Genomic DNA, 22,648 nt, shown 5'->3' with positions numbered 1-22,648 from the left:
CCATGTCTGACACCCGCCTCTCGCTGGCCCTGACGCAGGGTCTGCTGCCCGAATGGGCCGACACCACGCGCGTGGTCTGGTTCGGGATGCCCACGCCCGAGTCGGCGCAGGATCTGGCGTTTGGGACTGTGACCGCAATTCAACCCCTGCAACCCGTGGCGGGCCATCTGGCCGAGGCTGGGATTGCCGTGCATCCGGTGCTGTCCATGGGCCATACAGCGGATCTGGCCATCGTCACCCTGCCGCGCGCACGCGCCCGCGCCCAGATGTGGATCGCCGAGGCCGCGGCCAGCCTGCCCACCGGCGGATGGCTGCTGGTGGACGGCGCCAAGACCGACGGGGTGGATTCGCTGTTCAAGGCCTGCCGGGCACGCCTGGACAGCGCCGACAGTTTCACCAAGGCGCATGGCCGCCTGTTCTGGGGGCAGGTTGGTGCCGACCGCTTTGACGACTGGCGCGCCCCGGATCTGCGGGCGGGGGACTTCGTGACCGGGCCGGGGGTATTTTCGGCAGATGGCATCGATCCGGCCTCGGAGTTGTTGGCGCAGGCGCTGCCGGTTCTGAAGGGACGCGTGGCTGATCTTGGGGCGGGATGGGGCTATCTGGCCCGCCAGATCCTGCAGAACGACGGGGTCACCCATCTGGATCTGGTCGAGGCCGACCATATCGCACTCAGCGCGGCCCGTCAGAACATCACCGACCCGCGTGCCTCGTTCCATTGGGCTGATGCCACCGCTTGGCAGCCCGAGGCACCGCTGGATGCCGTGGTGATGAACCCGCCGTTCCACACCGGACGCAGCGGCGATCCGGGACTGGGCCGGGCGTTCATCGCGGCGGCTGCCCGCGCCCTCGCGCCCCACGGCAAGCTGTGGCTGGTTGCGAACCGGCATTTGCCTTATGAAGCGGAACTGGATCTGCGGTTTTCCGCGGTGCATGTGTTGGACGGAACCCGTTCCTTCAAGCTGCTGCGCGCCGAGAAACCGCGGCGGACTGGCAAGAAAGGCCGATCATGAGTTTTTCCGTCGAAGGCAAGACCGCCATCGTCACCGGTGCCGCCCATGGCATCGGCTTTGCCATCGCGCGCCACCTGTCCCGCGCCGGGGCCAACGTGATGTTCGCAGACATAGACGAAGCCCGCCTGAAGGAAGAATTGTCCGACGAGGCGGACAATGAAAAGATCGCCTACTTTGCCGGGGATCTGCGCGAAAGGCTGACGCTGAACAACCTGATGTCGGCGACGCTGGATCATTTCGACCGGCTCGATATCCTGGTGAATGCCTCGCGGCAGGTGCATGCCACCGATGCCGACATTCTGGATCTGGACGACGTGGTCGAGCAGCAGTTGCAGCAGAACCTGATGACCAGCCTGCGCCTGACACAGATCGCCGCCAAGCGGATGATCGCCCAGGCCGAGGCGAACGAAGGCATCGATGATGACCGGCCCGTGGGATCGATCATCAACCTGTCGTCGATCGCGGCGCGGCGGACGCATCCGCAGCTTCTGGCGTTCTCGGTGTCGACGGCGGCGCTGGATCAGCTGACGCGCTCGCACGCGGTGGCGCTGGCGCCGCACCGTATCCGGGTGAATTCGGTGGCCTTCGGGTCGGTCATGTCGTCCAGCCTGAAGCACTCGCTGCGTGACAATGTCGACTACCGCAGCCAGATCGTGGATCACACGCCATTGTCCCGCATCGCCAACCCGTCGGAAGTGGCCGAGACCGTGCAATTCCTTGCCAGCGAAGGCTCGGGCTTCATGACCGGGCAGATCCTGACCGTGGACGGCGGCCGCACGCTGGTTGATCCGGTGACAGCACCCGCGCACTGAGTTCAGTCGACGACGGTCACACCGCAGGCTTCCAGCACCGGTCGGGCCTGTGATTTCAGTTGTGTCAGCTTCTGTTGCAGATCCTGCAGCTTCCGGTTCTCGGACGCCGGGTCTATGGCCACGGCCTTCCTGCGGTATTGTGGCTGGCTGTAACCACAGAAGTTGAAGCCATCCCAGCCCCCGGTGCAGCCCCCCCAATAGAAATTGAACGGCGAAGGCTCCAGCACGTAGGTATAGCCGCGCGTCAGGTTCAGCTCGGTTTCCTCGATCAGCCGCTCCACGGTGGCGACCTCGCCGGTATACTGGCGCACGCAGCGCTGCTCGGGCGTGCCACAGGCCGCCAGAAGCAAGAGAACCGGAAATATCACAAATCGCATGGGCGCCTCATCTGTTTCTGGATAGCAGCCCCATGCGACAGATGGCAATTCACGCGTTCGAGGGAATGGTGAACCGGGCCGGGACTTGCTAGGGCGGTAATCGACAGAAGGAGACCGCCATGACCGACAGTTTCGACGCGCGAAAGGCCCGCGCCAGCGCCTGGTTCCGAGAACTGCGTGACCAGATCGTCACCGCTTTCGAAGGGCTGGAGGACAGTTCGCTGCACGGGCCGACGGCGCACCTGCCATCCGGGCGATTCGAGGTCACGACCACCACCCGCGCCGCGGACAATGGCGCCGATGCCGGCGGCGGTCTGATGTCGGTGATGCGCGGCGGGCGGGTGTTCGAAAAGGTCGGGGTCAATGTCTCGACCGTCTATGGCACCCTGGGCCAGCAGGCGCAGGCGTCGATGGCGGCGCGCGGCGTGCCGGGGATCGAGGCCGATCCGCGGTTCTGGGCCTCGGGGATCAGCCTCGTGGCGCATATGCAGAACCCGCATGCCCCGGCGGTGCACATGAACACCCGCATGTTCTGGACGCCAAACGCCTGGTGGTTCGGCGGCGGTGCCGATCTGAACCCCTGCATCGAATACAGCGAAGACACGGCAGCCTTTCACAAGGTTCTGGAAGGCGCCTGCGCCCCGCATGACCCGGAGTATTACCCGCGTTTCAAGGCCTGGGCGGACGAGTATTTCTTCGTTCCGCACCGGGGCCGGGCGCGCGGGGTAGGTGGCATTTTCTTCGACGATCTGAACACCGGCGACTGGGAGGCGGATTTTGCCTTCACCCGCGACGTGGGTCGGGCCTTCCTGCCAGCTTTCCTGCCGGTGACCCGCAGCCGCCTGAATACCGACTGGTCCGAGGCCGACAAGGACGCACAGTTGGTCCATCGCGGGCTCTATGCGGAATACAACCTGGTCTACGACCGGGGCACCAAGTTCGGGCTGGCCACCGGCCATGACGCCAACGCCGTGTTGATGAGCCTGCCGCCACTGGCCAAATGGGCCTGACAGAATTGGAAAGACCCCCGGGAGGGAACGGGGGTCTTTCGATTGCGCGCCGGGGGAGGAAGAGAGAGGGATCAGAAGACCGGCGCAAACTGTGGTATCCGGCTGGGAACTGGCCTTGGCGATACACCAGACATATAGGAACCCGACCGCCCTCACGCCCGTTTGCTTTGGTATAAGGCCGGTGGCAGCCGGGCAGGGGGCCTATCCTTTCGCATAGGAGCGACAGGCCGTGTCATGGCAGGGCGATGTCCACTAGCAGCCCGCGGTGGTCCGACCCCAATTCTTGGCCCCAGGGCGTCACCGCCACCACCTGCGGGCCATTCTTGACCAGCACATGATCGATGGGCACCCCGGCCCGGCCGGCGGCCGCAGGCCAGGTCGCCATTGGCCAGCGGATGCCTTCCAGCCCGCTGCGCTTGCGGATGAAGCGCATCCGGTCGCTCCATGGTGCGGCGTTGAAGTCGCCCACGACCACGGTCGGCCCGGTGTAGCGGCGCAGGCGGGCGGTGACCAATTGGGTCTCCAACTCGGTAATCCCGAAATACCACGGCTTGACCATGTGCAGTGCCACGACCTTGACGGTCCTGTCCTGACCGGGCGGCATGACATCGACAACCAGCATCCTTTCGCGCCACACCGGGCCGGGATTGCGGACCGCGCGCACAAGGAAAGGGTGGCGCGACAGGATCACCACCTCGCAAACCTCCAGACAGCCCAGGCGGTAGGGGAAGACATCCGACAGGTCGGCAATCATGTCTTCCAGTTGCGTGGCTTCGGCCAGCACGGCCACATCGGGCAGGGTGGCGCGCAATTCGTCGGCGATGGCTTCGGGCGGGACCGGGTTGTCGAACAGGGCGTTGAACCAGACAACCGAGAAATCCGGCTCAAGATCGGCCCGCAGCGGTGTCGAGGCCTGGATATGCTGCGCCGCGATCAGGCCACTGCCGCCAAGGATCAGCACCAGGCTGAGCAGGCTGAGGAGGCGGGCCCGCAAGAGCCACAGCAACAGGGCAGGGACAAGGCAGATCGCCAGAATCTGCGGCGCCATATGTTCAAGAATGCGGGCAAAGCTGCCCAGCGGATCGCCATTCGGCATGAATTGAAACAGCACCGCCAGAATCGGCAGCGGGATGGCGAAAGGCAGGCAAAGACCAATGAAGGTGCCGCGCAGAACTTGAGACATGAATACCAATCCAACCGGGACGCGCGCAGCCTAGTGAATCGCCCGCGGCTTGGACAGCCCCGCGATGCGGCAACGCGGCGGGTGCGTTCCCGCCGCGCCGCGTGGGGGTTACAGCATCATCTGGTAGCTGACCGGCACATAGCGGAAGCCGTCGCCACGGGTTTCCACGTAGCCCATGCCGGGGAAGGGCATGTGGTAGCCGATGAAAGGGATCTTGTCGGTGGCCAGCATCGACAGCACCTTGCGCCGGGTCGCAGCGGCGGCGGCCTTGTCCATGTCGAACCGCACTTCCCAGTCGGGATAGCCCAGCGACCAGACATAGTGGTTGGCGGTATCTGCAAAGATCACCAGCTGCTTGCCGCCGCTTTCGATCATGTAGGTCATGTGTCCCGGCGTATGACCGAAGGCCGACATTGCGGTGATGCCCGAGGCGACGCTGCCGCCGTCGTCGAGGAACGATATCCGATCGTTCAGCGGCGCGACCTTGCCCTTGAAGTTGTCATTGTCCGCCCCGGCCCAGTAATTGTGCTCGGCCGCGCCGGTGATGATCTTGGCGTTGGCGAAGGTGGGCGCCCCGTCGGTGGACAGGCCGCCGATGTGATCGCCGTGCATGTGGGTCAACACCACGGTGTCCACCTGGTCCGCCGAGATCCCGGCCTGTTCCAGCAGCCCGGTGGTGCCTTCGGGGTTCAGGCCGGTGTCGAACAGGATCAACTCGGCGCCGGTGTTCACCACCGTCGGGGTGAAGGGAATGACCAGCTTGTCAGTGGGCAGAAAGTTCTGGTCCGAGACCTCCTGAAAGGCTTCGGCATCGACATTCATGCCGAAGATGCTCTGCGGGTCTTCGCGCACCGCGGCCCCGGCTGCGATGGTGGTGACTTCGAAATCTCCCAGCGTGACACGGTTGAACGAAGGGGTTGCCGCGCCCTGCTTGTCAGCGGCAGCAAGGGCCGGACGCGCCAATCCGGCGGCGAGGGGTACGGCGGCGGCGGCGGAAAGGGCCTGGCGACGGGTGAAGCGGGTCATATCAATCTCCCTGTTGAATGAGCACTCACAATAACCTAGATGCCCCGGATTTGCTTTCGAGCGTGATCACTCTCTCGTGAGACGTGTTACTCCCACCAGCGATCGACGCGGGCAATGTCCGCATCCGACCAGCCCAGATGGTGGGCCAGTTCGTGCACCACCACATGCGCCACCAGATGATCCAGCGCCACGTCGCCGCGTGTGACCCATTCGTCCAGGATCGGACGCCGGAACAGCCAGATCATGTCCGGGCCATAGGGCTGATCGCTGACCGATTTCTCGGTCATGGGCACGCCATCATAAAGGCCCGTCAGTTCGAACGGGTCTTGCAGGCCAAGCCCGTCCAGCATGGCGTCATCGGCGAAATCCTCGACCCGCAGCAGCACGTCGCGGGCGGCTGCGCGATAGGCGGCGGGCAGGGCCTCCAGCGCCGCCCGGCCCATGGTTTCGAACTGCTCAAGGCTGGGCGCGATGGCCCCTGTCCAATCCTGCGTCATGGGCCAAGGTATGACCGCTGGCGGGCCGGGGGGAAACCCCTCGGCCCATTGGCAATCCCGTGATATAATTGGCCGTATGGGAACCAACATGACACAGCCCAGCGACGCCGATGTGGCCAGCTATCTGGCGCAGGTGGAACCTGCGGGCCGACGCGAGGATGCCATCCTGCTGGACCGGATCTTTCGCGAGGAAACCGGGTTCGAACCTGTGCTCTGGGGAACGTCGATCATCGGCTACGGGCGCTATGACTACACCTATGCCACCGGCCACAGCGGTCAGACGTTGGCCACGGGGTTTGCCCCGCGCAAGGCCAACATGGTGGTCTATATCATGCCGGGCTATGGCGAGTTCGCCCATATCCTGAACGATCTGGGCCGTCACAAGTTGGGCAAGTCCTGCCTGTACCTGGGCCGGTTGAGCGGCGTGAACGAGGATGCCCTGCGCCGCCTGATCCGCGCCGGGCTGGAGGATCTGGCGACACGCTGGCCAATCCAGCCGACCTGAGGCGCCGCCTCTCGACAAAATCCCTGCGGTGTGGAACACGAAACGCCGACAGGAGATTCACATGACCACCACCCGTTTCGCGCCCTCGCCCACGGGCTATATCCACGTTGGCAACCTGCGCACCGCGCTGTTCAACTACATGATCGCCCGCAAGGCTGGCGGCACCTTCATCCTGCGCATCGACGACACCGATCCCGAGCGGTCGAAGGAAGCCTATGTCGATGCCATCAAGGAAGACCTGGAATGGCTGGGCCTGACGTGGGACCGGGTGGAACGCCAGTCGCAGCGTCTGGACCGCTATGCCGAGGCCGCCGACAAGCTGCGCGAGATGGGGCGGTTCTATGAGTGCTTCGAGACGCCCACCGAACTGGACCTCAAGCGCAAGAAGCAGCTGAACATGGGCAAGCCGCCGGTCTATGACCGCTCGTCGCTGAACCTGTCGGAAGCCGAGAAACAGGCACTGCGTGCGGAGCGTGGCGGCCATTGGCGGTTCTTGCTGAACCAGACCCGGATCGCGTGGGATGACCAGATCCTCGGCGACCTGTCGATCGACGCGGCTTCGGTCTCGGACCCGGTGCTGATCCGGGGTGACGGGCAGGTGCTGTATACGCTGGCCTCGGTGGTGGATGACACCGAGATGGGCGTGACCCATGTGGTGCGCGGTTCGGACCATGTGACCAACACCGCCACCCAGATCCAGATCATCGAGGCGCTTGGCGGCGCCGTGCCCAGCTTTGCCCACCACTCGCTGTTGACCGGCCCGCAGGGCGAGGCGCTGTCGAAACGTCTGGGCACGCTGGCCCTGCGCGACCTGCGCGAGCAGGGGGTGGAGCCGATGGCGTTGCTGTCGCTGATGGCGCGGCTGGGGTCGTCGGACCCGGTAGAGCTTCGCACCTCGCTGGACGAGCTGATCGAAGGGTTCGACATCACCCATTTCGGCGCGGCGCCCACCAAGTTCGACGTCGACGACCTGTTCCCGCTGACCGCCCGCTATCTGGGGGCGCTGCCCCTTGAGGCCGCCGCCGCCGATGTGGCTGCCGCGGGCGTGCCCGACGACCTGGCGCCGCAATTCTGGGAGGTGATCCGCGACAACATCACCACCCGCGCCGATCTGGCCGGTTGGTGGCAGATCCTGTCCGAAGGCGCGACGCCGGATGTGGCCGAGGAAGACGCGGAATTCGTGGCACAGGCCATGGCCCTGCTGCCGCCGTTGCCCTTTGACGCCACCACCTGGAAAAGCTGGACCGACGCCGTGAAGGCCGAGACCGGGCGCAAGGGCAAGGGGCTGTTCATGCCGCTGCGCAAGGCGCTGACGGGGCGCGCCCGTGGGCCCGAGATGGCCGATTTCCTGCCGCTGATGCGGGCGCTGCCGAAGCAATAGATCCGGTGGGGACCGGGGCGGCAGCGCCGTCCCGGTTTCGCGACACACCACCGGAAGGGAAAGCCGCAATCCGTGGGGACACGGGGCGCGCAGGCGGTATGGAGAGCGCATGTGAACCAGAGAGCCAAATTCCTGTCAGGCAACCTGTTCCGGCACATCTCGGTGATGTCGCTGACCGCCTCGGTCGGGCTGATGGCGGTGTTCATCGTCGATTTCGTCGACATGATCTTCATCTCGATGCTGGGGCGCGATGAACTAGCTGCTGCCATCGGCTACGCCGGGGCACTGTTGTTCTTCACATCCTCTTTCGGCATCGGCATGGCGATTGCCGCCGGGGCGCTGGTGGCCCGTGCCCTGGGTGCCGGCGCGATCGAGGCCGCCCGCCAGAAAGCCGCCACGACGCTGGTCTACGGCGTGCTGTTCGGGGCGCTGTTCGCCGCCATGGTCTGGGTCAACCTGCCCGCACTGGTGCGGCTGGTGGGGGCCAGCGGCGCCACGCAGGATCTGGCGGTCGGCTATCTGCGCATCATCATTCCCAGCCTGCCGCTGCTGCTGATCGGCATGGTCGGCGGCGCCATCCTGCGCGCCCATGGCGACGCCCGCCGGTCGATGCAGGCCACGGTGATCGGCGGCGCGGTCAACGCGGCACTGGATCCGCTGCTGATCTTCGGGCTTGGGCTGGATCTGACCGGGGCCGCGCTGGCCAGCGTCGCCGCCCGCGCCGCGATGGCCTACTTTGCCCTGCGCCCGATCTTCCGGCACCACGGCGGGCTTGCCTGGCCCGGTGCTGCGGGGCTGCGTCAGGATTTTCGCGCCATCCTGGCCATCGCGCTGCCCGCGATCCTGACCCAGCTGGCCACCCCCGTGGGGCAGGCCTATGTCACTCGCTCCATGGCGCAGTTCGGTGAAGACGCGGTGGCGGGTCTGGCCGTGGTCAGCCGCCTGATCCCGGTGGCCTTCGGCGTCATCTTTGCCCTGTCCGGCGCGGTCGGCCCGGTGATCGGGCAGAACTTCGGCGCGGGCAACCCGGCCCGCGTGCGCCGGGCCTATCTGGACGGGTTGCTGTTCACGGCACTTTTCGTGCTGGGGATGACCGCCCTGCTGTTCGTCCTGCGGGCGCCCATCGCCGATCTGTTCCGGGCCGAGGGCCAAAGCCGCGCCCTGATCTATCTGTTCTGCGGCCCGCTGGCGCTGGCGTTCTTCTTCAACGGGGCGCTGTTCGTGTCGAATGCCGCCTTCAACAACACCGGGCGGCCGTTCCTGTCCACGGCGATGAACTGGGGTCGTCACACGCTGGGCACCATTCCTTTCGTGATCGCCGGGGCGGCGATTGCAGGCGCACCGGGTGTGCTGATCGGGCAGGCGGTAGGGGGCGTGTTTTTCGCCGGTCTGTCGATCTGGCTGGCCTTGCGGCTGATCTCGCACCGCCCCGGCACACCGCCCAAGGATGACACCGGGTTCCGCCAGCAACGCCGCCTGATCCAGCTGTTTTACGGGCGGCGCTAGGGCACGCCCCGTCGCGTCCCGACGCTACCCTGCCCGCTGGATCCGCACCGGCAACCGATCCAGATGCCCGTTGACCAACGCGGTTTCCGACGACGTCAACTGCTGGTGACGCGGATAGCGGGGGGTTGCGCGATCATCCAGAACCACGCGGTCCCAGCCGTCGGTGCTGTCGAAGAACCCGGCCACGCCGACAGTGCCATAGGTTTTCAGGAAACCCTGCACCACCACGTCGAGATAGCTCAGCAGGATATGCCCGCCGGTTTCGGACAGATGCCGGTCGCGGGGGATGGCGTAGACCTGCACCTGCGGCTGCGCGGGATGGTCGTGATCCACGTGATCGGTCACCGGTTCCCGCTGGTACCCTGTTTCGCGGTGATCGAGCGCCCGCCAGTCCTGTCCCGGCACCTGCGCGATCAGCCCGTCAATGGTGCCGCCGGTCACCGGATGCGCCGACAGGAACACGTGGTCCGAAGCCTCGGTATGGCACCACAACCGCCGCCAGCCTTTCAGCCGCGCCGGCCGGGCTTCGGGATAGCTGTGCGTGCGCTGGTTCACCAGCGATCCGTAGCCGAAGAAATACTGCTGGTGCATGTGCCCCGTGTGCCTCCCGTCGCGATTAAGCCTGCCTTCACCCCCGGGATGCTATCCCTTTCGTCGGGTGAATGTGAGGTGTGTGATGTCAGATGAGTCTCTGGCCCCGATTGTAATCAAGCGCAAGAAGGTGGTGGTAGAGGGCGGCCACCACGGCGGCGCGTGGAAAGTGGCCTATGCGGATTTCGTGACCGCGATGATGGCCTTTTTCCTGCTGATGTGGCTGCTGAATGCCACGACCGAGAAACAGCGCAAGGGTCTGGCGGACTACTTTTCGCCGACCATTCCGATCAACCGGGTCTCGGGGGGCGGCGATGGCTCGTTCTACGGCGACAGCGTGTTCTCGACCGAGGAACTTGCCCAGAACGGCAATGGTGCGGCCAACCTGCATCCCACCGATCAGCGTCAGGCCAAGGGCGAAACCGGGCTGGGCACGCAGGCAACCCGCGTGCAGGATCAGACCAATGTGGTGCCGCCCGAGTCCGAGGAACTGCTGGAAACGCTCAAGCTGCGCGGTGGCGAAAGCATGGCCCGGCTGCTGGAACAACGCCACGTGGTGACCCGGCTGTCCGACGTGGGGCTGGTGATCGAGGTCTGGGAACTGCCCGACTCGCGCCTGTTTGACGAGGACGATACGCCGACCCCGCAACTCAAGGCCTTGCTTCGTCAGATCACGGCGTTGATGCAGTTGGTGACCAACGATGTCTCGGTGGCCGCGCATCTGGCCGCGCGCCCCTTGGTGCTGGCCGACAACCCGGTCTGGGATCGATCGACCAACCGGGCGCTGGCGGCGCGCAAGCTGATCGAACGGGCGGGGCTGGATCCGGCGCGCATCCAGCGGGTCACCGGCTATGGCGACAGCCAGCCGGTGCTGGACAACCGCATGGATCTGCGCAACAGCCGGGTCGAGATCACCGTGCTGCGGTCGACCTTCTGAGTTTCGCGCGGGGTGCGGCTTGACTCCCTGGTCGAGCCGCCCTAAACGGCGCTCTCCGCTTGCTGCGGAACAATTGGTGTTGGTGGCCCCCGCAAGGGGATGCCTGTCGGCCGCAAGGCATAGGACAACGCCCTTCACGCCCGCAAGGGCCCAAAGAAGGAGATCAGCCGTGACCAAACGCACGTCTGCCAAGTACAAGATCGACCGCCGCATGGGCGAAAACATCTGGGGCCGTCCCAAGTCGCCGGTGAACCGCCGCGAATACGGGCCGGGCCAGCACGGTCAGCGCCGCAAGGGCAAGATGTCGGACTTCGGTCTGCAGCTGCGCGCCAAGCAGAAGCTCAAGGGCTACTACGGCGACATGACCGAAAAGCAATTCCGCCGCATCTACGCCGAAGCCGAGCGTGTGAAGGGCGACACCGGTGAAAACCTAATCGGTCTGCTGGAGCGCCGTCTGGACGCCGTCGTCTACCGCGCCAAGTTCGTGCCGACCGTTTTCGCGGCCCGCCAGTTCGTGAACCACGGCCATGTCACCGTGAACGGCAAGCGCGTCAACATCCCGTCCTACCGCGTCAAGGAAGGCGATGTGGTCGAGGTGCGCCAGAAGTCCAAGCAACTGGCCGTCGTGCTGGAAGCCGTTCAACTGGCCGAACGTGACGTGCCTGACTATGTCGAAGCCGATCATTCGAAGATGACCGCCACCTTCGTGCGCACCCCCGGTCTGGGTGACGTGCCGTACCCGGTCCACATGGAACCGAACCTGGTGATCGAATACTACGCTCAGAACTAAGTTCCGACCGTATCCATTCGACAGGCCGCGCCGGGCAACCGGGGCGGCCTTTTTCGTTTTTCGGGGGCTCGTGCCCCTGTCATTTTGGCGGCTGGCCTTGGCCCGCAGCCGTGGTTAGAACAGCGCAAACGGAGAGCGCCATGACCCAGCAGATCGTCCCCCAGCCCGGCATTCTGGAAATCGCCCCCTACAAGGGCGGTGCCGACACGGTGGAAGGGGTGGCCGATGTGGTGAAACTCTCGTCCAACGAGAATCCCTTCGGCCCGTCCCCGGCCGCGGTGAAAGCCGCGCAGGAGGCCTGCGTGACCGCGCACCGCTATCCGCCGGGGGATCACATCGAATTGCGCCGGGCGATTGCCGACAAGTTCGGGCTTGAGGCGGATCGCATCATCTGCGGGGCCGGCAGCGACGAGATCATCTCGTTCCTGTGCCAGACTTACGCCGGGCCGGGCGACGAGGTTCTGTATTCAGAACACGGCTTTGCCATGTACAAGATCTCGGCACTGGCCGCGGGCGCATCGCCGGTGGCCGCGCCCGAACGCAACCGCACCACCGATGTGGACGCGCTTTTGGCGGCGGTGACCGATCGCACCCGCATCCTGTTCGTGGCCGACCCCAACAACCCCACCGGCACCATGGTCGGCGGGCAGGGGTTGCGGCGTCTGGCCGAAAGCCTGCCCGCGCATGTGCTGCTGGTGATCGATGGGGCCTATGCCGAATTCGTCGATGGGTTCGATGGTGGCGCCGCGCTGGTGGACCAGTTCGACAACGTGGTGATGACCCGCACCTTTTCCAAGCTTTACGGGCTGGGCGGGCTGCGCGTCGGCTGGGGCTACGGGCCGGATCACGTGATTGACGCGCTCAACCGGGTGCGCGGGCCGTTCAACGTCTCGCAGGTGCAGATCAAGGCAGCCGTGGCGGCGCTGGACGACGACGACCACACCGCGTTCAGCCTGTCGGAAAACACCCGCCTGCGGGCCTGGCTGGCGGCGGAGCTGGCCAAGCTGGGGGTGCCGTCGGACCCGTCATTCGGCAATTTCATCCTGGCCCGCTTCGCCGATGCCAATGAGGCGCTGGCCTGCAATGCCGCGCTTCAGGCGGCCGGGCTGATCGTGCGCGCGGTGGCGGGCTATGGCCTGCCCGAATGCCTGCGCATCACCATCGGGGACGAGGCCGCCTGCCAGCGCGTGGTTGCTGCGGTTGCGGCCTTCAAGGACGGCTCGGCATGAGCGTCATCTACAACCGCGTTGCCCTGATCGGGCTGGGGCTGATCGCCTCGTCGATGGTGCATGCTATGCGGCGGCGCGGTCTGGCCGGAGAGATCGTGGGCACCGCCCGCTCGCCCGAAACCCGGCAGATCGCGCGTCTGGACGGATTGTGCGACCGCGTCACCGACACCGCCGCCGAGGCCGTCAAGGATGCCGATCTGGTGGTGCTCTGCGTGCCGGTGGGGGCGATGGGCGCGGTGGCGGCCGAGATTGCGCCGCACCTGAAACCCGGCGCCACGGTATCGGACGTCGGCTCGGTCAAGCGCGCGGTCATTGATGCGGTGGCCCCGCACATCCCCGAGGGCGTGCATTTCATCCCCGCGCATCCGCTCGCCGGGACCGAGCATTCGGGGCCACGATCCGGCTTTGCCGAGCTTTACGACAACCGCTGGTGCCTGCTGGTGCCGGTCGAGGGCACCGATCCCGCCGCCACCGCCCGGCTGCGGGCGCTGTGGGAAGGCATAGGTGCCAACGTCGAGGAAATGGACGCTGACCACCATGACCTGGTGCTGGCCGTCACCAGCCATGTGCCGCACCTGATCGCCTATACGATGGTCGGCGTGGCCGACGATCTGCGCCGGGTGACCGACAGCGAGGTGGTGAAATACTCGGCGGCCGGTTTTCGGGACTTCACCCGCATCGCGGCCTCGGACCCGACCATGTGGCGCGACGTGTTCCTGAACAACAAGGATGCCACGCTGGAAATCCTCGGCCGCTTCACCGAAGAGCTGTTCGCCCTGCAACGCGCCATCCGCACTGGCGAGGGGGATGAATTGTTCGACTATTTTTCCCGCACGCGCGCCATTCGGCGCGGCATTATCGAGGCCGGTCAGGACACCGCGGCCCCGGATTTCGGCCGCGGGGGCACCAAATGAGCCGCCGGGTCGCGGGACTGGCGGGGCTGCTGCTCCTGCTCGCGACCCAGGGGGCGTTGGCCAATGCGCCGCGCAACAGCCCGGCGCCAGAGCCGCGTCCCAAGGCACCGGTTGGCGATGTGCTGGTGCAGGCCATCGGGGTGACCACGCCAAATGGCCTGACGAAACTGTTTGGCAAGGGCCCGAAGCTGTGCGGCGTGAAAGGGATCCAGGGCAAGCCCATCGCGCCGATCAAGGGCACCCGCAAGGGCTGCGGCCTGAAGGACGGGGTCGAGATCACGGCGGTCTACGGCGTGCGCCTGTCGCAACCGGCCCGGATCGACTGCCCCACGGCGCGGGCGCTGGCGGCCTGGGTCGATCAGGCGGTGAAGCCGCTGATCGGCGACACCGGGGGCGGCCTGGCCGAGGTTCAGGTCATCGGTCATTACGCCTGCCGCACGCGCAACAACAAGAAGGGCGCCAAGGTGTCCGAACATGGCAAGGGCCGCGCCGTGGACATCGGCGGCTTTACCCTGGCCGATGGCACGCGGATACCGGTGCTGTCGGGATGGCCCAGCAAGACCCACGGTCCGGCCATGAAAGCCGCGCACAAGGCCGCCTGCGGTCCGTTCGGCACCGTGTTGGGGCCGCGCGCCAACCGCCATCACCGCGATCATTTTCATCTGGACACCGCGCGCTACCGCAGCGGACCCTACTGCAAGTAACCTAGCGCAGGCGCAGCACCGGGGCCGGACCCACGGGCAGGAACCCGCCCAGCACGACCTGTCCGTCGCGGAAGGTCAGCGGCAGATCCAGCGTTTTCTTGTTGCCCGTAAGCCCCGCCAAGGTTTGCAATCCGCGCTCCATCAGCGGGCGGATCTGCGGCGCCAGCAGGCCGGAATGCTCTGCCAGATCCAGCATCTCGCGCCAGTTTGTGGCCTTCACCGTGATCTCGCCGGTGGGCAGGCCACGCGCGTCGACCTCCAGCTCTCCGGCCAGTTTCAGATCCAGCTCGCCCCATGTGGCGCTGGCCAGCGTGAGGTCGATCCGGGTCGGCTGCGGGCGGCGATCCTCGATGGCGAAGCGATCCCACGGGCGGTCGAAGACGACGCTGGCCTCCAGCCGCACCCCTTGCGCCGTTTCGCTGCCCAGCCCGGTGCGGGCCAGCATCTCGGTCAGGCGGGAGGGCAGGGTCAGGTCGCGGGCCTCGAACGACAGATCATAGGAGTTTTCGGCCAGCGGCGTGCGCCGCAGCGCCAGTTGCCCGCCATCCAGCGCCGCGCGCCAGTCCGCGGTCGAGGCCAGCCCGATGCGCGAGAACTCCACCGTGCTGCGCTCCAGCGCCAGCGACGGCCCCGGTTCGAACACCACGGATCCGCGCAGGGTCTCGCTGGTGATGTCGATCTTCTGGTTCGGCGTTGCCAGCCGCTGTTGGTCTGGCCAGACGGCGATGACGTGGTGCGGCTTGTAGCTGAGCGCGAGGATCTGGAAGAACGGCGCCGACCAGGCCACGCCGGTTTCCGGATCGGCAAGGTCCAGTGCTGTCAGGGTGGTGTCGAAGCGGCTGGGAAAGCCGATGGTGTCGATGGCATCCACATGCACCGACCAGCCTTCCGCCTCGCGCGCGGCAAACCAGCCCTGCAACCCCCGTTCCACGGATCGGCTGCCCAAGACCCAGTATCCCGCCCAGCCGGCGGCTGCCAAAATAACCACGATCAACAGAATTCGCATTGGCAGCCCTTTTCCGCACAGTTGCTTGTGTGTTTACAACGACGCGAACCAGAAGGGCCAGACCATGATCAACACCGCCGCCATCCTGCTTGCCGAACCCCCGACGCCGTTCTGGGTCTTCGGCTATGGCTCGCTGGTGTGGAACCCCGGCTTTCCGGTGGCCGAGCGGGTGCTGGCGGATCTGAGCGGCTATCACAGGTCGTTCTGTATGCGGTCGATCCATCATCGCGGCACCGAGGCGGCACCGGGGCTGGTGCTGGCGCTGGATGAGGGGACTGCGGCCACCTGCGCCGGGGTGGCCTTTCGCGTGGACCCCGATCATGCCGAGCAAACCCTGGACGAATTGCGCGCGCGGGAATTGATCTCGTCGGCCTATCTGGAAAAGTACCTTGAGATCCGCCTGCGCGACGGGCGTGTGGCAAAAGCCGTGACCTATGTGATCGACCCCGACCACGTGCAGTATTGCGGTGCGCTGCCGCTTGAGGAACAGGCGCAGGTCATCGCCCGGGCCGTCGGCGGGCGCGGTCCCAATCACGAGTATCTGACCAACACCGCCAGCCATCTGCGTGAATTGGGCCTGCGCGACCCCGAACTGGACTGGCTTGAGGCGCGCGTGGCGGAATTGCGCGCAACCACGGGCACTTAAAACCGGTTGGCAGCCAGACGGCGGCTTCCTATGCTGCACAACACCAAGGAAAGAGGCGGGCATATGGCGATCACAACGCGGGAGGTCAGGGCGCAGTTTTCCCAGCCGGTGCGCCAGATTCTGTCGATGGTGATCGTGATGGCGGCCTTCGGCATCGGCGTTTACGTGGCCTATCCACGGGTGTCGCCGGTCTTTGCCGCCAACCCGTGGCTGAACGGCACCATCGGCGTGGTCTTCGTGGTCGGCGTTGCCGCCTGCTTCTGGCAGGTGGCGCAATTGTTCTCGGCGGCAAACTGGATTCAGGATTTTGCCCGCGACCGTCCCGGTTTCGACATCCAGCGCCCGCCGCGCATGCTGGCGCCGCTGGCGGCCTTGTTGCGGACGCGCGGGGCGCGGATGCAGATTGGGGCGTCCTCGGCGCGTTCGATCCTCGATTCCGTGGCCACCCGGCTGGACGAGGCGCGCGACATCACGCGCTATATCGTCAACCTTCTGATTTTCCTGGGCCTTCTGGGCACGTTCTATGGTCTGGCCACGACCATCCCGGCGGTGGTGGACACCATCCGCTCGCTGGCGCCGTCGGAAACCGAAAGCTCGACCGAGGTGTTCGGGCGGCTGATCGGCGGTCTGGAACAGCAGTTGGGCGGCATGGGCACGGCCTTTGCCTCGTCGTTGCTGGGGCTTGCAGGCTCGCTGGTGGTGGGCCTGCTGGAGCTGTTCGCGGGCCACGGGCAGAACCGCTTCTACCGCGAGCTTGAGGAATGGCTTTCGACCATCACCCGCGTCGGATTCTCGGCCGGTGACAGCGAAGGCGAGATGAGCGCCGAAAACTCGATGCTGGCCACGCTGATGGATCAGATGACCGAGCAGTTCGACGCGCTCAACACCACCTTCATCGAAAGCGACCAGAGCCGCGCGGCGGTGGATGCGCGATTGGGCGAGATCGCGGCCTCGGTCGAGAAGTTGGCGACGCGGGTGTCCGAAGACGCGCATATGACCACGGCGCTGAACCGCATCGCGCAGGGGCAGGAAAACCTGATCGAGGCGATCAACACGGTCACCGCCAAGCCCGCTGGCGAAAAGGACGCGCTGGAGGCTGAAACCCGGTCGCGGCTGCGGTCCATCGACGTGCAGCTTCTGAAGATCCTAGAAGAACTCACCGCCGGGCGGCAGGAAAGCACCACCGAATTGCGCCGCGATCTGGCCCGGCTGACCCGCGTGATCGAGATTGCCGCCGACCCCAACGGGGCGGGGCGCTGATCCATGGCGCTGAGCCGCCGCAGCGGACGTCGGTTCGAGGCCAACATCTGGCCCGGCTTCGTCGATGCGATGACGGCGCTGCTGCTGGTGCTGATCTTCGTGCTGACCATCTTCATGGTGGTGCAGTCGATCCAGACCGAAACCATCACCGGGCAGGAAAGCCAGCTTGACCGGCTGTCGCGAGAGCTGGATCAACTGGCCGTCGCATTGGGGACCGAGCAGCAGCGCAGTTTCGAGCTGGAAGAAGACCTTGCCGAGCTGGGATTGGAGTTGCAGGAGACCGAGACCAACGAGGAATTCCAGGCTCGGCTGATCGACACGCTGTCCACGGAAATCGAACGGCGCAACAATGTCATCGCGCAGGCACGCACCGCGATTTCCGATTACGAGGCGCAGGTGGCCGTCTTGCTGGCCGATCGCGCCACCGATCAGCAGCGCATCGGCGATCTGGAAGGCGAGGTTGACGCGCTGGATGACCAACGCAGCGCGCTGGAACTGGCGCTGGCCGCCGCTCGGCAGGAGGTCGACGCCGGGGTCGAAGCCGCGCGGCTGGCAGCGGCCCGGCGCGAGGCCCTGGAGGCCCTGGTTGCCGATCTGCGCCGCGAGACCGAGGACACGGCGGCGCAACTGGAGCTGACCGAAGCAAAGCGGGCTGCCCTGGCTGAAAATCTGGCCGAAACCCAAACCGCCCTGAGCGAAGAAGAAGCCGCCCGTCTGGCCGAGGTCGCGGCGGCGGAGGCGCTGCGCGAACGGCTGCGCAACTCGGATGCGGAACTGACCGCCATGACCCTGTCGCTGGAGGCGCAGCGGAAAGAAGCGGAAGACACCCTGACCCTGCTGGCCGCGGCGCGGGAAGCCCGCGACGATCTTGAGGCGCAGCTTGCCGCAGCCCTGTTGCAGGGGCAGGAGAATGTCGGCGCGCTGGATACTGCCGAGGCGGCATTGGAGGCGCTGCGCGCCGAACTGGACCGGGCCGGAGAAAGCCAGGACGATCTACGCGACAAGCTGGCCGCTGCTTTGGCCGCGCGGGCCGTGGCGGAAGCCGGAGCCGAGGCACTGCTCAGCGAAACCGAGCGTCAGGCGCGCTTGCTGGCGCAGGCACGCGGCCAGATCACCGAGATGGAAGAGGTCTCGACCGCGGATCAGCGGCGGTTGGCCTTGCTGAACGCGCAATTGACCGGCTTGCAGGATGAATTGGGCAAACTGCAGGCGCTGCTGGACGATGCCGAGGCACGTGACAGTGCTTCGCAGATCCAGTTGGAGAATCTGGGCGGGCGTCTGAACGCGGCGCTGGCACAGGCGGCGTCCGAGGCCAGGCGCGCCGAGGCCGAGGCCCTGCGTGCGGCGCAACTGGAAGCGGCAGAGCGGGCGCGGGTCGAGGCCGAGAAGAAAGAGCTTGAGAACTACCGGTCCGAGTTCTTCGGCCTGCTGAAGGATCTGCTGGGGGATCAGGAGGGCGTCCGCGTCGTCGGGGATCGCTTCGTGTTCTCGTCAGAAGTGCTGTTTGCTTCCGGCTCGGCGGTTCTGTCCACCGAGGGGCGCGGCGAAATTGCCAAGATCGCCCAGCTGCTGCAGGACGTGGCCGCAATCATCCCGCCCGAGATCAACTGGGTGATCCGGGTCGATGGGCACACGGACAACATCCCGATTTCGGGCGGCAGCTATCAGGACAACTGGGAACTCAGCCAGGCGCGGGCCCTGTCGGTGGTGCGCTTCATGGTCGATGCCTTCGGCTTTCCGCCCCAGCGACTGGCCGCCACCGGATTTGGTGAATACCAGCCCGTCGATCCGCGCGACACGCCCGAGGCGCGGGCGCGCAACCGGCGGATCGAGTTGAAACTGACGGAGCGCTAGGGCCGGGCGACGCCGGCCGCCTTTGGTCGTAGGCGCATGACGTTAAGGTCCTCCCAAAATGAAAAACCCCCGCGCGATGGCGGGGGTTTTTTTGTGTCGAAGGGCTGCGGGATCAATCCGCGGTCAGCAGCGGCGGGCGCTTGTCGTTGGACAGGCGCGCCTTTTCCGGTGGCTCGCTGGTCAGTTTCAGTGCGCCGTCTTCCACGGTCACAAGGACCACGCCGCCCTTGGCCAGCTTGCCGAAAAGCAGTTCCTCGGCCAGCGGCTTCTTGATGTATTCCTGGATCACACGGCCCAGCGGGCGGGCGCCCATCTTGTCATCATAGCCCTTCTCGGCCAGCCAAGCGGTCGCCGCCGGAGACAGCTCGATGGTGACGTTGCGATCCATGAGCTGGGCTTCAAGCTGCAGCACGAACTTCTCGACCACCTGCAGGATGACCTCCTGCGGCAGCGGACGGAAGCTGATCACCGCGTCCAGCCGGTTGCGGAATTCCGGCGTGAAGGTTCGTTCGATGGCGGCGGTATCCTCGCCCTCGCGGCGGTCGCGGCCGAAACCGATGGCGGCCTTGGCCTGTTCGGCGGCCCCGGCGTTCGAGGTCATGATCAGGATCACGTTCGAGAAATCCACCTGCCGGCCATTGTGGTCGGTCAGTTTGCCGTGATCCATCACCTGCAGCAGGATGTTGTAGACATCCGGATGCGCCTTTTCGATCTCGTCCAGCAGCAGCACGCAATGCGGATGCTGGTCGATGCCATCGGTCAGCATGCCGCCCTGGTCGAAGCCGACGTACCCCGGAGGAGCACCGATCAGACGGCTGACCGCGTGTTTCTCCATGTATTCCGACATGTCGAAACGCAGCAGTTCGACGCCCAGGCTGTCGGCCAGTTGCCGTGCGACTTCGGTCTTGCCGACGCCGGTGGGGCCGGCAAACAGGTAGTTGCCGATGGGCTTCTCGGGCTCACGCAGACCGGCGCGGGCCAGCTTGATCGCCGAGGACAGCGCCACGATGGCTTCGTCCTGCCCGAAAACCACCCGCTTGAGCGTGGTTTCCAGATCGCGCAACACCTCGGCATCGTCTTTCGAGACGTTCTTCGGCGGGATGCGGGCGATCTTGGCGACGACGGCCTCGATCTCTTTCGCGCCGATGGTCTTGCGGCGGCGGCTTTCGGCGACCAGATGCTGCGCCGCGCCGGCCTCGTCAATCACGTCGATGGCCTTGTCCGGCAGTTTCCGATCGTTGATGTAGCGCGCCGAAAGTTCCACCGCAGTGCGGATCGCATCGCTGGTATATTTGATCTCGTGATGTTCCTCGAAATAGGGTTTCAGGCCCTTGAGGATCTTCACGGTGTCTTCCACCGAAGGCTCCGACACGTCGATTTTCTGGAACCGGCGGCTCAACGCGCGGTCCTTTTCGAAATGCTGGCGGAATTCCTTGTAGGTGGTGGAGCCCATGCAGCGCAGCTTGCCGCCCTGCAACGCCGGCTTCAGCAGGTTGGAGGCATCCATCGCCCCGCCCGAGGTGGCCCCGGCGCCGATCACCGTGTGAATCTCGTCGATGAACAGCACCGCGTCGGGGTGGTCTTCCAGTTCCGACACCACCGCCTTGAGCCGTTCCTCGAAATCGCCGCGATAGCGGGTGCCGGCCAGCAGCGCCCCCATGTCGAGCGAATAGATGGTGGCCCCGGACAGCACTTCAGGCGTTTCGCCCTGCACGATCTTGCGCGCCAGCCCCTCGGCGATGGCGGTCTTGCCGACACCGGGGTCGCCCACCAGCAGCGGGTTGTTCTTGCGGCGGCGGCAAAGCACCTGGATGCAACGCTCGACCTCCTGGTCGCGGCCGATCAGCGGATCGACATCGCCCTTGGCGGATTTCGCGTTCAGGTCCACGCAGTATTTGGCCAGCGCGGAATCCTTGGCTTCGGCTTCCGGGGCGGCCTGCGCAACCTCTTCTTCATAGTCGCTGGCCCCGGTCACCGGGCGCGCCTCGCCATAGCTGGGATCCTTGGCCACGCCATGGGCGATGAAATTCACCGCGTCATAGCGGGTCATGTCCTGTTCCTGCAGGAAGAAGGCGGCGTTGCTTTCGCGTTCGGCGAAGATCGCCACCAGCACGTTGGCGCCGGTCACTTCGGTGCGGCCCGAGGACTGCACATGGATCGCCGCGCGCTGGATCACCCGCTGGAACGCGGCGGTGGGCACGGCTTCGGACCCCTCCACCTCGGTCACGAGCGAGGTCAGTTCCTCGTCGATGAAGGTTTCAAGGGTGGCTTTCAGCACGTCCAGATCCACACCGCAGGCCTGCATGACCTTGGCGGCATTGGGTTCGTCGATCAGGGCGAGCAGCAGATGCTCCAGGGTCGCCAGCTCGTGACGGCGGGTGTTGGCCATGGCCAGTGCCGCATGAATTGCCTGCTCTAGTGTGTTGGAAAACGACGGCACGTGGCGTGCTCCTTTCACATTGGGTCGAAGGGTAAACCCGCTTCGACCGTGGGCTCACAGGTTTAAGTTTTGGTTTTCTGACAGCGTCTTCAAGTGTTTTTTCTTCAACCTCTTGGCACCGGGGCGTGTTTCCGGGGCGTGAGCGGGGGGCAATCGGCCCCTTCAGAAGCGATCCTTGCGGGCGCGTATCTCGGCAAAAACCTCAGTGTTTGTTGCCGATTCCATCCCCAGCAGACGGCGGATGGCCGGGTCGTCCGTGCGCAGAAACGGGTTGGTGGCTTTTTCTTCGGCCAAAGTGGTGGGAACCGTGGGGTGACCGTCTTTTCGCAGCAGGTTCACCTTTTCGGCACGGGCTTTCAGGGCGGCGTTGTCCGGATGGACGCTCAGGGCAAAGCGGGCGTTGGCTTGTGTATATTCATGCCCCGAACAGATTTTCGTGTCATCGGGCAGGGCGGCCATGCGTGTCAGGCTGGCGTGCATCTGCGCCGGCGTGCCTTCGAACAGGCGCCCGCAGCCCAAGGCCATCAGGCTGTCGCCGGACAGCAGAACATGGGCGTTGCCGAAGAAATAGGCGATATGCCCGATCGTGTGGCCGGAGACATCCAGAATCTCAAGTGTATCGGTGCCGAATTCCAGCCGATCGCCGGGACTGACCGAGATGTCGAGTCGGGGCAGGCGGCTGGCATCGGCGGCGTTGCCGACGACCTTGGCACCCGTGGCGGCGCGCAGGGCGTCGACCCCGCCAATATGGTCATCATGGTGGTGGGTCACCAGGATATGGCTCAAAGTCCACCCGAGGTTTTTCAGCGCGGCCTCGACCGCCATGGCGTCGGGCACATCCGCCACGGCCGTAGCCCCGCTGTCCGCATCGTGAAGGATGTAGGCATAGTTGTCGGAAAGACAGGGCACGGTGACGAGTTCAAGGGGCATGGTGTTCCTGGAGTGATGCGGTAATGTTTCCACGACG

General features: G+C 65.6%; 22 protein-coding genes. 14 read left to right on the top strand and 8 right to left on the bottom strand.

Annotated elements, in window-relative coordinates; genetic code table 11:
* The first annotated feature begins 2 nt into the window (after positions 1-2).
* Entirely contained in the window at positions 3-1,013 is a 1,011-nt protein-coding gene (locus tag H8B03_RS01365; RefSeq protein ID WP_193139519.1) for a class I SAM-dependent methyltransferase, read from the top strand.
* Positions 1,010-1,825: an SDR family NAD(P)-dependent oxidoreductase gene (locus H8B03_RS01360; RefSeq protein WP_193139516.1), complete on the top strand. Its 816-nt coding sequence runs from the start codon at positions 1,010-1,012 to the stop codon at positions 1,823-1,825. Before H8B03_RS01365 ends, H8B03_RS01360 begins: the two co-directional genes overlap by 4 nt.
* 2 nt (positions 1,826-1,827) lie before the next feature.
* Here H8B03_RS01360 and H8B03_RS01355 read toward each other — a convergent pair whose 3' ends face one another.
* Positions 1,828-2,202: a hypothetical protein gene (locus H8B03_RS01355; protein ID WP_193139514.1), complete on the bottom strand. Its 375-nt coding sequence runs from the start codon at positions 2,200-2,202 to the stop codon at positions 1,828-1,830.
* Between the two features lie 119 nt (positions 2,203-2,321).
* Between H8B03_RS01355 and hemF the strand changes: the two genes are divergently transcribed.
* Positions 2,322-3,212 (top strand): oxygen-dependent coproporphyrinogen oxidase, encoded by an 891-nt coding sequence (hemF, locus tag H8B03_RS01350; RefSeq protein ID WP_193139512.1) that lies wholly within the window; start codon positions 2,322-2,324, stop codon positions 3,210-3,212.
* A gap of 232 nt (positions 3,213-3,444) precedes the next feature.
* Here hemF and H8B03_RS01345 read toward each other — a convergent pair whose 3' ends face one another.
* The 3 genes from H8B03_RS01345 to H8B03_RS01335 form a co-directional block, all read right to left on the bottom strand.
* A complete protein-coding gene (locus H8B03_RS01345; RefSeq protein WP_193139510.1) occupies positions 3,445-4,395 on the bottom strand; it encodes an endonuclease/exonuclease/phosphatase family protein in 951 nt (316 codons plus the stop codon).
* Positions 4,396-4,503: 108 nt separating this feature from the next.
* Positions 4,504-5,421, bottom strand: coding sequence for an MBL fold metallo-hydrolase (locus H8B03_RS01340; RefSeq protein ID WP_193139508.1), 918 nt, complete (start codon positions 5,419-5,421; stop codon positions 4,504-4,506).
* Positions 5,422-5,507: 86 nt separating this feature from the next.
* On the bottom strand, positions 5,508-5,918 hold the full coding sequence (locus tag H8B03_RS01335; protein WP_193139506.1) for a metallopeptidase family protein: 411 nt from the start codon (positions 5,916-5,918) through the stop codon (positions 5,508-5,510).
* Between the two features lie 88 nt (positions 5,919-6,006).
* Here H8B03_RS01335 and H8B03_RS01330 point away from each other — a divergent pair, with 88 nt between their 5' ends.
* The 3 genes from H8B03_RS01330 to H8B03_RS01320 all read left to right on the top strand — a co-directional run bounded on the left by H8B03_RS01330 (position 6,007) and on the right by H8B03_RS01320 (position 9,310).
* Positions 6,007-6,423, top strand: coding sequence for a DUF1801 domain-containing protein (locus H8B03_RS01330; protein ID WP_226925629.1), 417 nt, complete (start codon positions 6,007-6,009; stop codon positions 6,421-6,423).
* Between the two features lie 61 nt (positions 6,424-6,484).
* Positions 6,485-7,804 carry a glutamate--tRNA ligase gene (gltX, locus tag H8B03_RS01325; protein WP_193139502.1) on the top strand — a complete coding sequence of 440 codons (1,320 nt, stop codon included), beginning with the start codon at positions 6,485-6,487 and terminating at the stop codon, positions 7,802-7,804.
* 165 nt (positions 7,805-7,969) lie between these two features.
* Positions 7,970-9,310, top strand: coding sequence for an MATE family efflux transporter (locus H8B03_RS01320; protein ID WP_193140104.1), 1,341 nt, complete (start codon positions 7,970-7,972; stop codon positions 9,308-9,310).
* Between the two features lie 24 nt (positions 9,311-9,334).
* Here the strand turns inward: H8B03_RS01320 and H8B03_RS01315 are convergent, their stop codons facing one another.
* Positions 9,335-9,901 carry a gamma-glutamylcyclotransferase family protein gene (locus H8B03_RS01315; RefSeq protein WP_193139500.1) on the bottom strand — a complete coding sequence of 189 codons (567 nt, stop codon included), beginning with the start codon at positions 9,899-9,901 and terminating at the stop codon, positions 9,335-9,337.
* 85 nt (positions 9,902-9,986) lie between these two features.
* Between H8B03_RS01315 and H8B03_RS01310 the strand changes: the two genes are divergently transcribed.
* The 5 genes from H8B03_RS01310 to H8B03_RS01290 all read left to right on the top strand — a co-directional run bounded on the left by H8B03_RS01310 (position 9,987) and on the right by H8B03_RS01290 (position 14,475).
* Positions 9,987-10,838, top strand: a complete 852-nt coding sequence (locus tag H8B03_RS01310; protein ID WP_193139498.1) for a flagellar motor protein MotB — start codon at positions 9,987-9,989, stop codon at positions 10,836-10,838.
* Positions 10,839-11,007: 169 nt separating this feature from the next.
* The gene (gene rpsD / locus H8B03_RS01305) at positions 11,008-11,628 is read left to right on the top strand and encodes a 30S ribosomal protein S4 (RefSeq protein ID WP_193139496.1); all 621 of its coding nucleotides are present in this window, start codon (positions 11,008-11,010) and stop codon (positions 11,626-11,628) included.
* A gap of 140 nt (positions 11,629-11,768) precedes the next feature.
* Positions 11,769-12,857 carry a histidinol-phosphate transaminase gene (gene hisC / locus H8B03_RS01300; protein WP_193139494.1) on the top strand — a complete coding sequence of 363 codons (1,089 nt, stop codon included), beginning with the start codon at positions 11,769-11,771 and terminating at the stop codon, positions 12,855-12,857.
* Positions 12,854-13,771, top strand: coding sequence for a prephenate/arogenate dehydrogenase family protein (locus H8B03_RS01295; protein WP_193139492.1), 918 nt, complete (start codon positions 12,854-12,856; stop codon positions 13,769-13,771). The genes hisC and H8B03_RS01295 overlap by 4 nt, the downstream gene beginning before the upstream one ends.
* Positions 13,768-14,475, top strand: coding sequence for an extensin family protein (locus H8B03_RS01290; RefSeq protein ID WP_193139489.1), 708 nt, complete (start codon positions 13,768-13,770; stop codon positions 14,473-14,475). The genes H8B03_RS01295 and H8B03_RS01290 overlap by 4 nt, the downstream gene beginning before the upstream one ends.
* Position 14,476: 1 nt before the next feature.
* On the opposite strand, the gene H8B03_RS01285 is transcribed toward H8B03_RS01290, so the two are convergent.
* Entirely contained in the window at positions 14,477-15,481 is a 1,005-nt protein-coding gene (locus tag H8B03_RS01285) for a DUF2125 domain-containing protein (RefSeq protein ID WP_193139487.1), read from the bottom strand.
* Between the two features lie 64 nt (positions 15,482-15,545).
* Between H8B03_RS01285 and H8B03_RS01280 the strand changes: the two genes are divergently transcribed.
* The 3 genes from H8B03_RS01280 (at position 15,546) to H8B03_RS01270 (ending at position 19,241) form a co-directional block, all read left to right on the top strand.
* The gene (locus tag H8B03_RS01280) at positions 15,546-16,127 is read left to right on the top strand and encodes a gamma-glutamylcyclotransferase (RefSeq protein ID WP_193139485.1); all 582 of its coding nucleotides are present in this window, start codon (positions 15,546-15,548) and stop codon (positions 16,125-16,127) included.
* Positions 16,128-16,190: 63 nt separating this feature from the next.
* Entirely contained in the window at positions 16,191-17,387 is a 1,197-nt protein-coding gene (locus H8B03_RS01275; RefSeq protein WP_193139483.1) for a biopolymer transporter ExbB, read from the top strand.
* A 3-nt stretch (positions 17,388-17,390) separates the two neighbouring features.
* Entirely contained in the window at positions 17,391-19,241 is a 1,851-nt protein-coding gene (locus H8B03_RS01270; RefSeq protein WP_193139481.1) for a peptidoglycan -binding protein, read from the top strand.
* Positions 19,242-19,353: 112 nt separating this feature from the next.
* Here the strand turns inward: H8B03_RS01270 and clpA are convergent, their stop codons facing one another.
* Positions 19,354-21,681, bottom strand: a complete 2,328-nt coding sequence (gene clpA / locus H8B03_RS01265) for an ATP-dependent Clp protease ATP-binding subunit ClpA (RefSeq protein WP_193139479.1) — start codon at positions 21,679-21,681, stop codon at positions 19,354-19,356.
* A 162-nt stretch (positions 21,682-21,843) separates the two neighbouring features.
* Positions 21,844-22,611: a hydroxyacylglutathione hydrolase gene (gene gloB, locus H8B03_RS01260; RefSeq protein WP_193139477.1), complete on the bottom strand. Its 768-nt coding sequence runs from the start codon at positions 22,609-22,611 to the stop codon at positions 21,844-21,846.
* Between the last annotated feature and the right edge of the window lie 37 nt (positions 22,612-22,648).

Origin of the sequence: Meridianimarinicoccus sp. MJW13 (assembly GCF_014901205.1) — a bacterium.
In the GTDB taxonomy this organism is placed as follows: Bacteria; Pseudomonadota; Alphaproteobacteria; order Rhodobacterales; family Rhodobacteraceae; genus Meridianimarinicoccus.
This window is presented reverse-complemented; position numbering and strand designations above follow the sequence as displayed.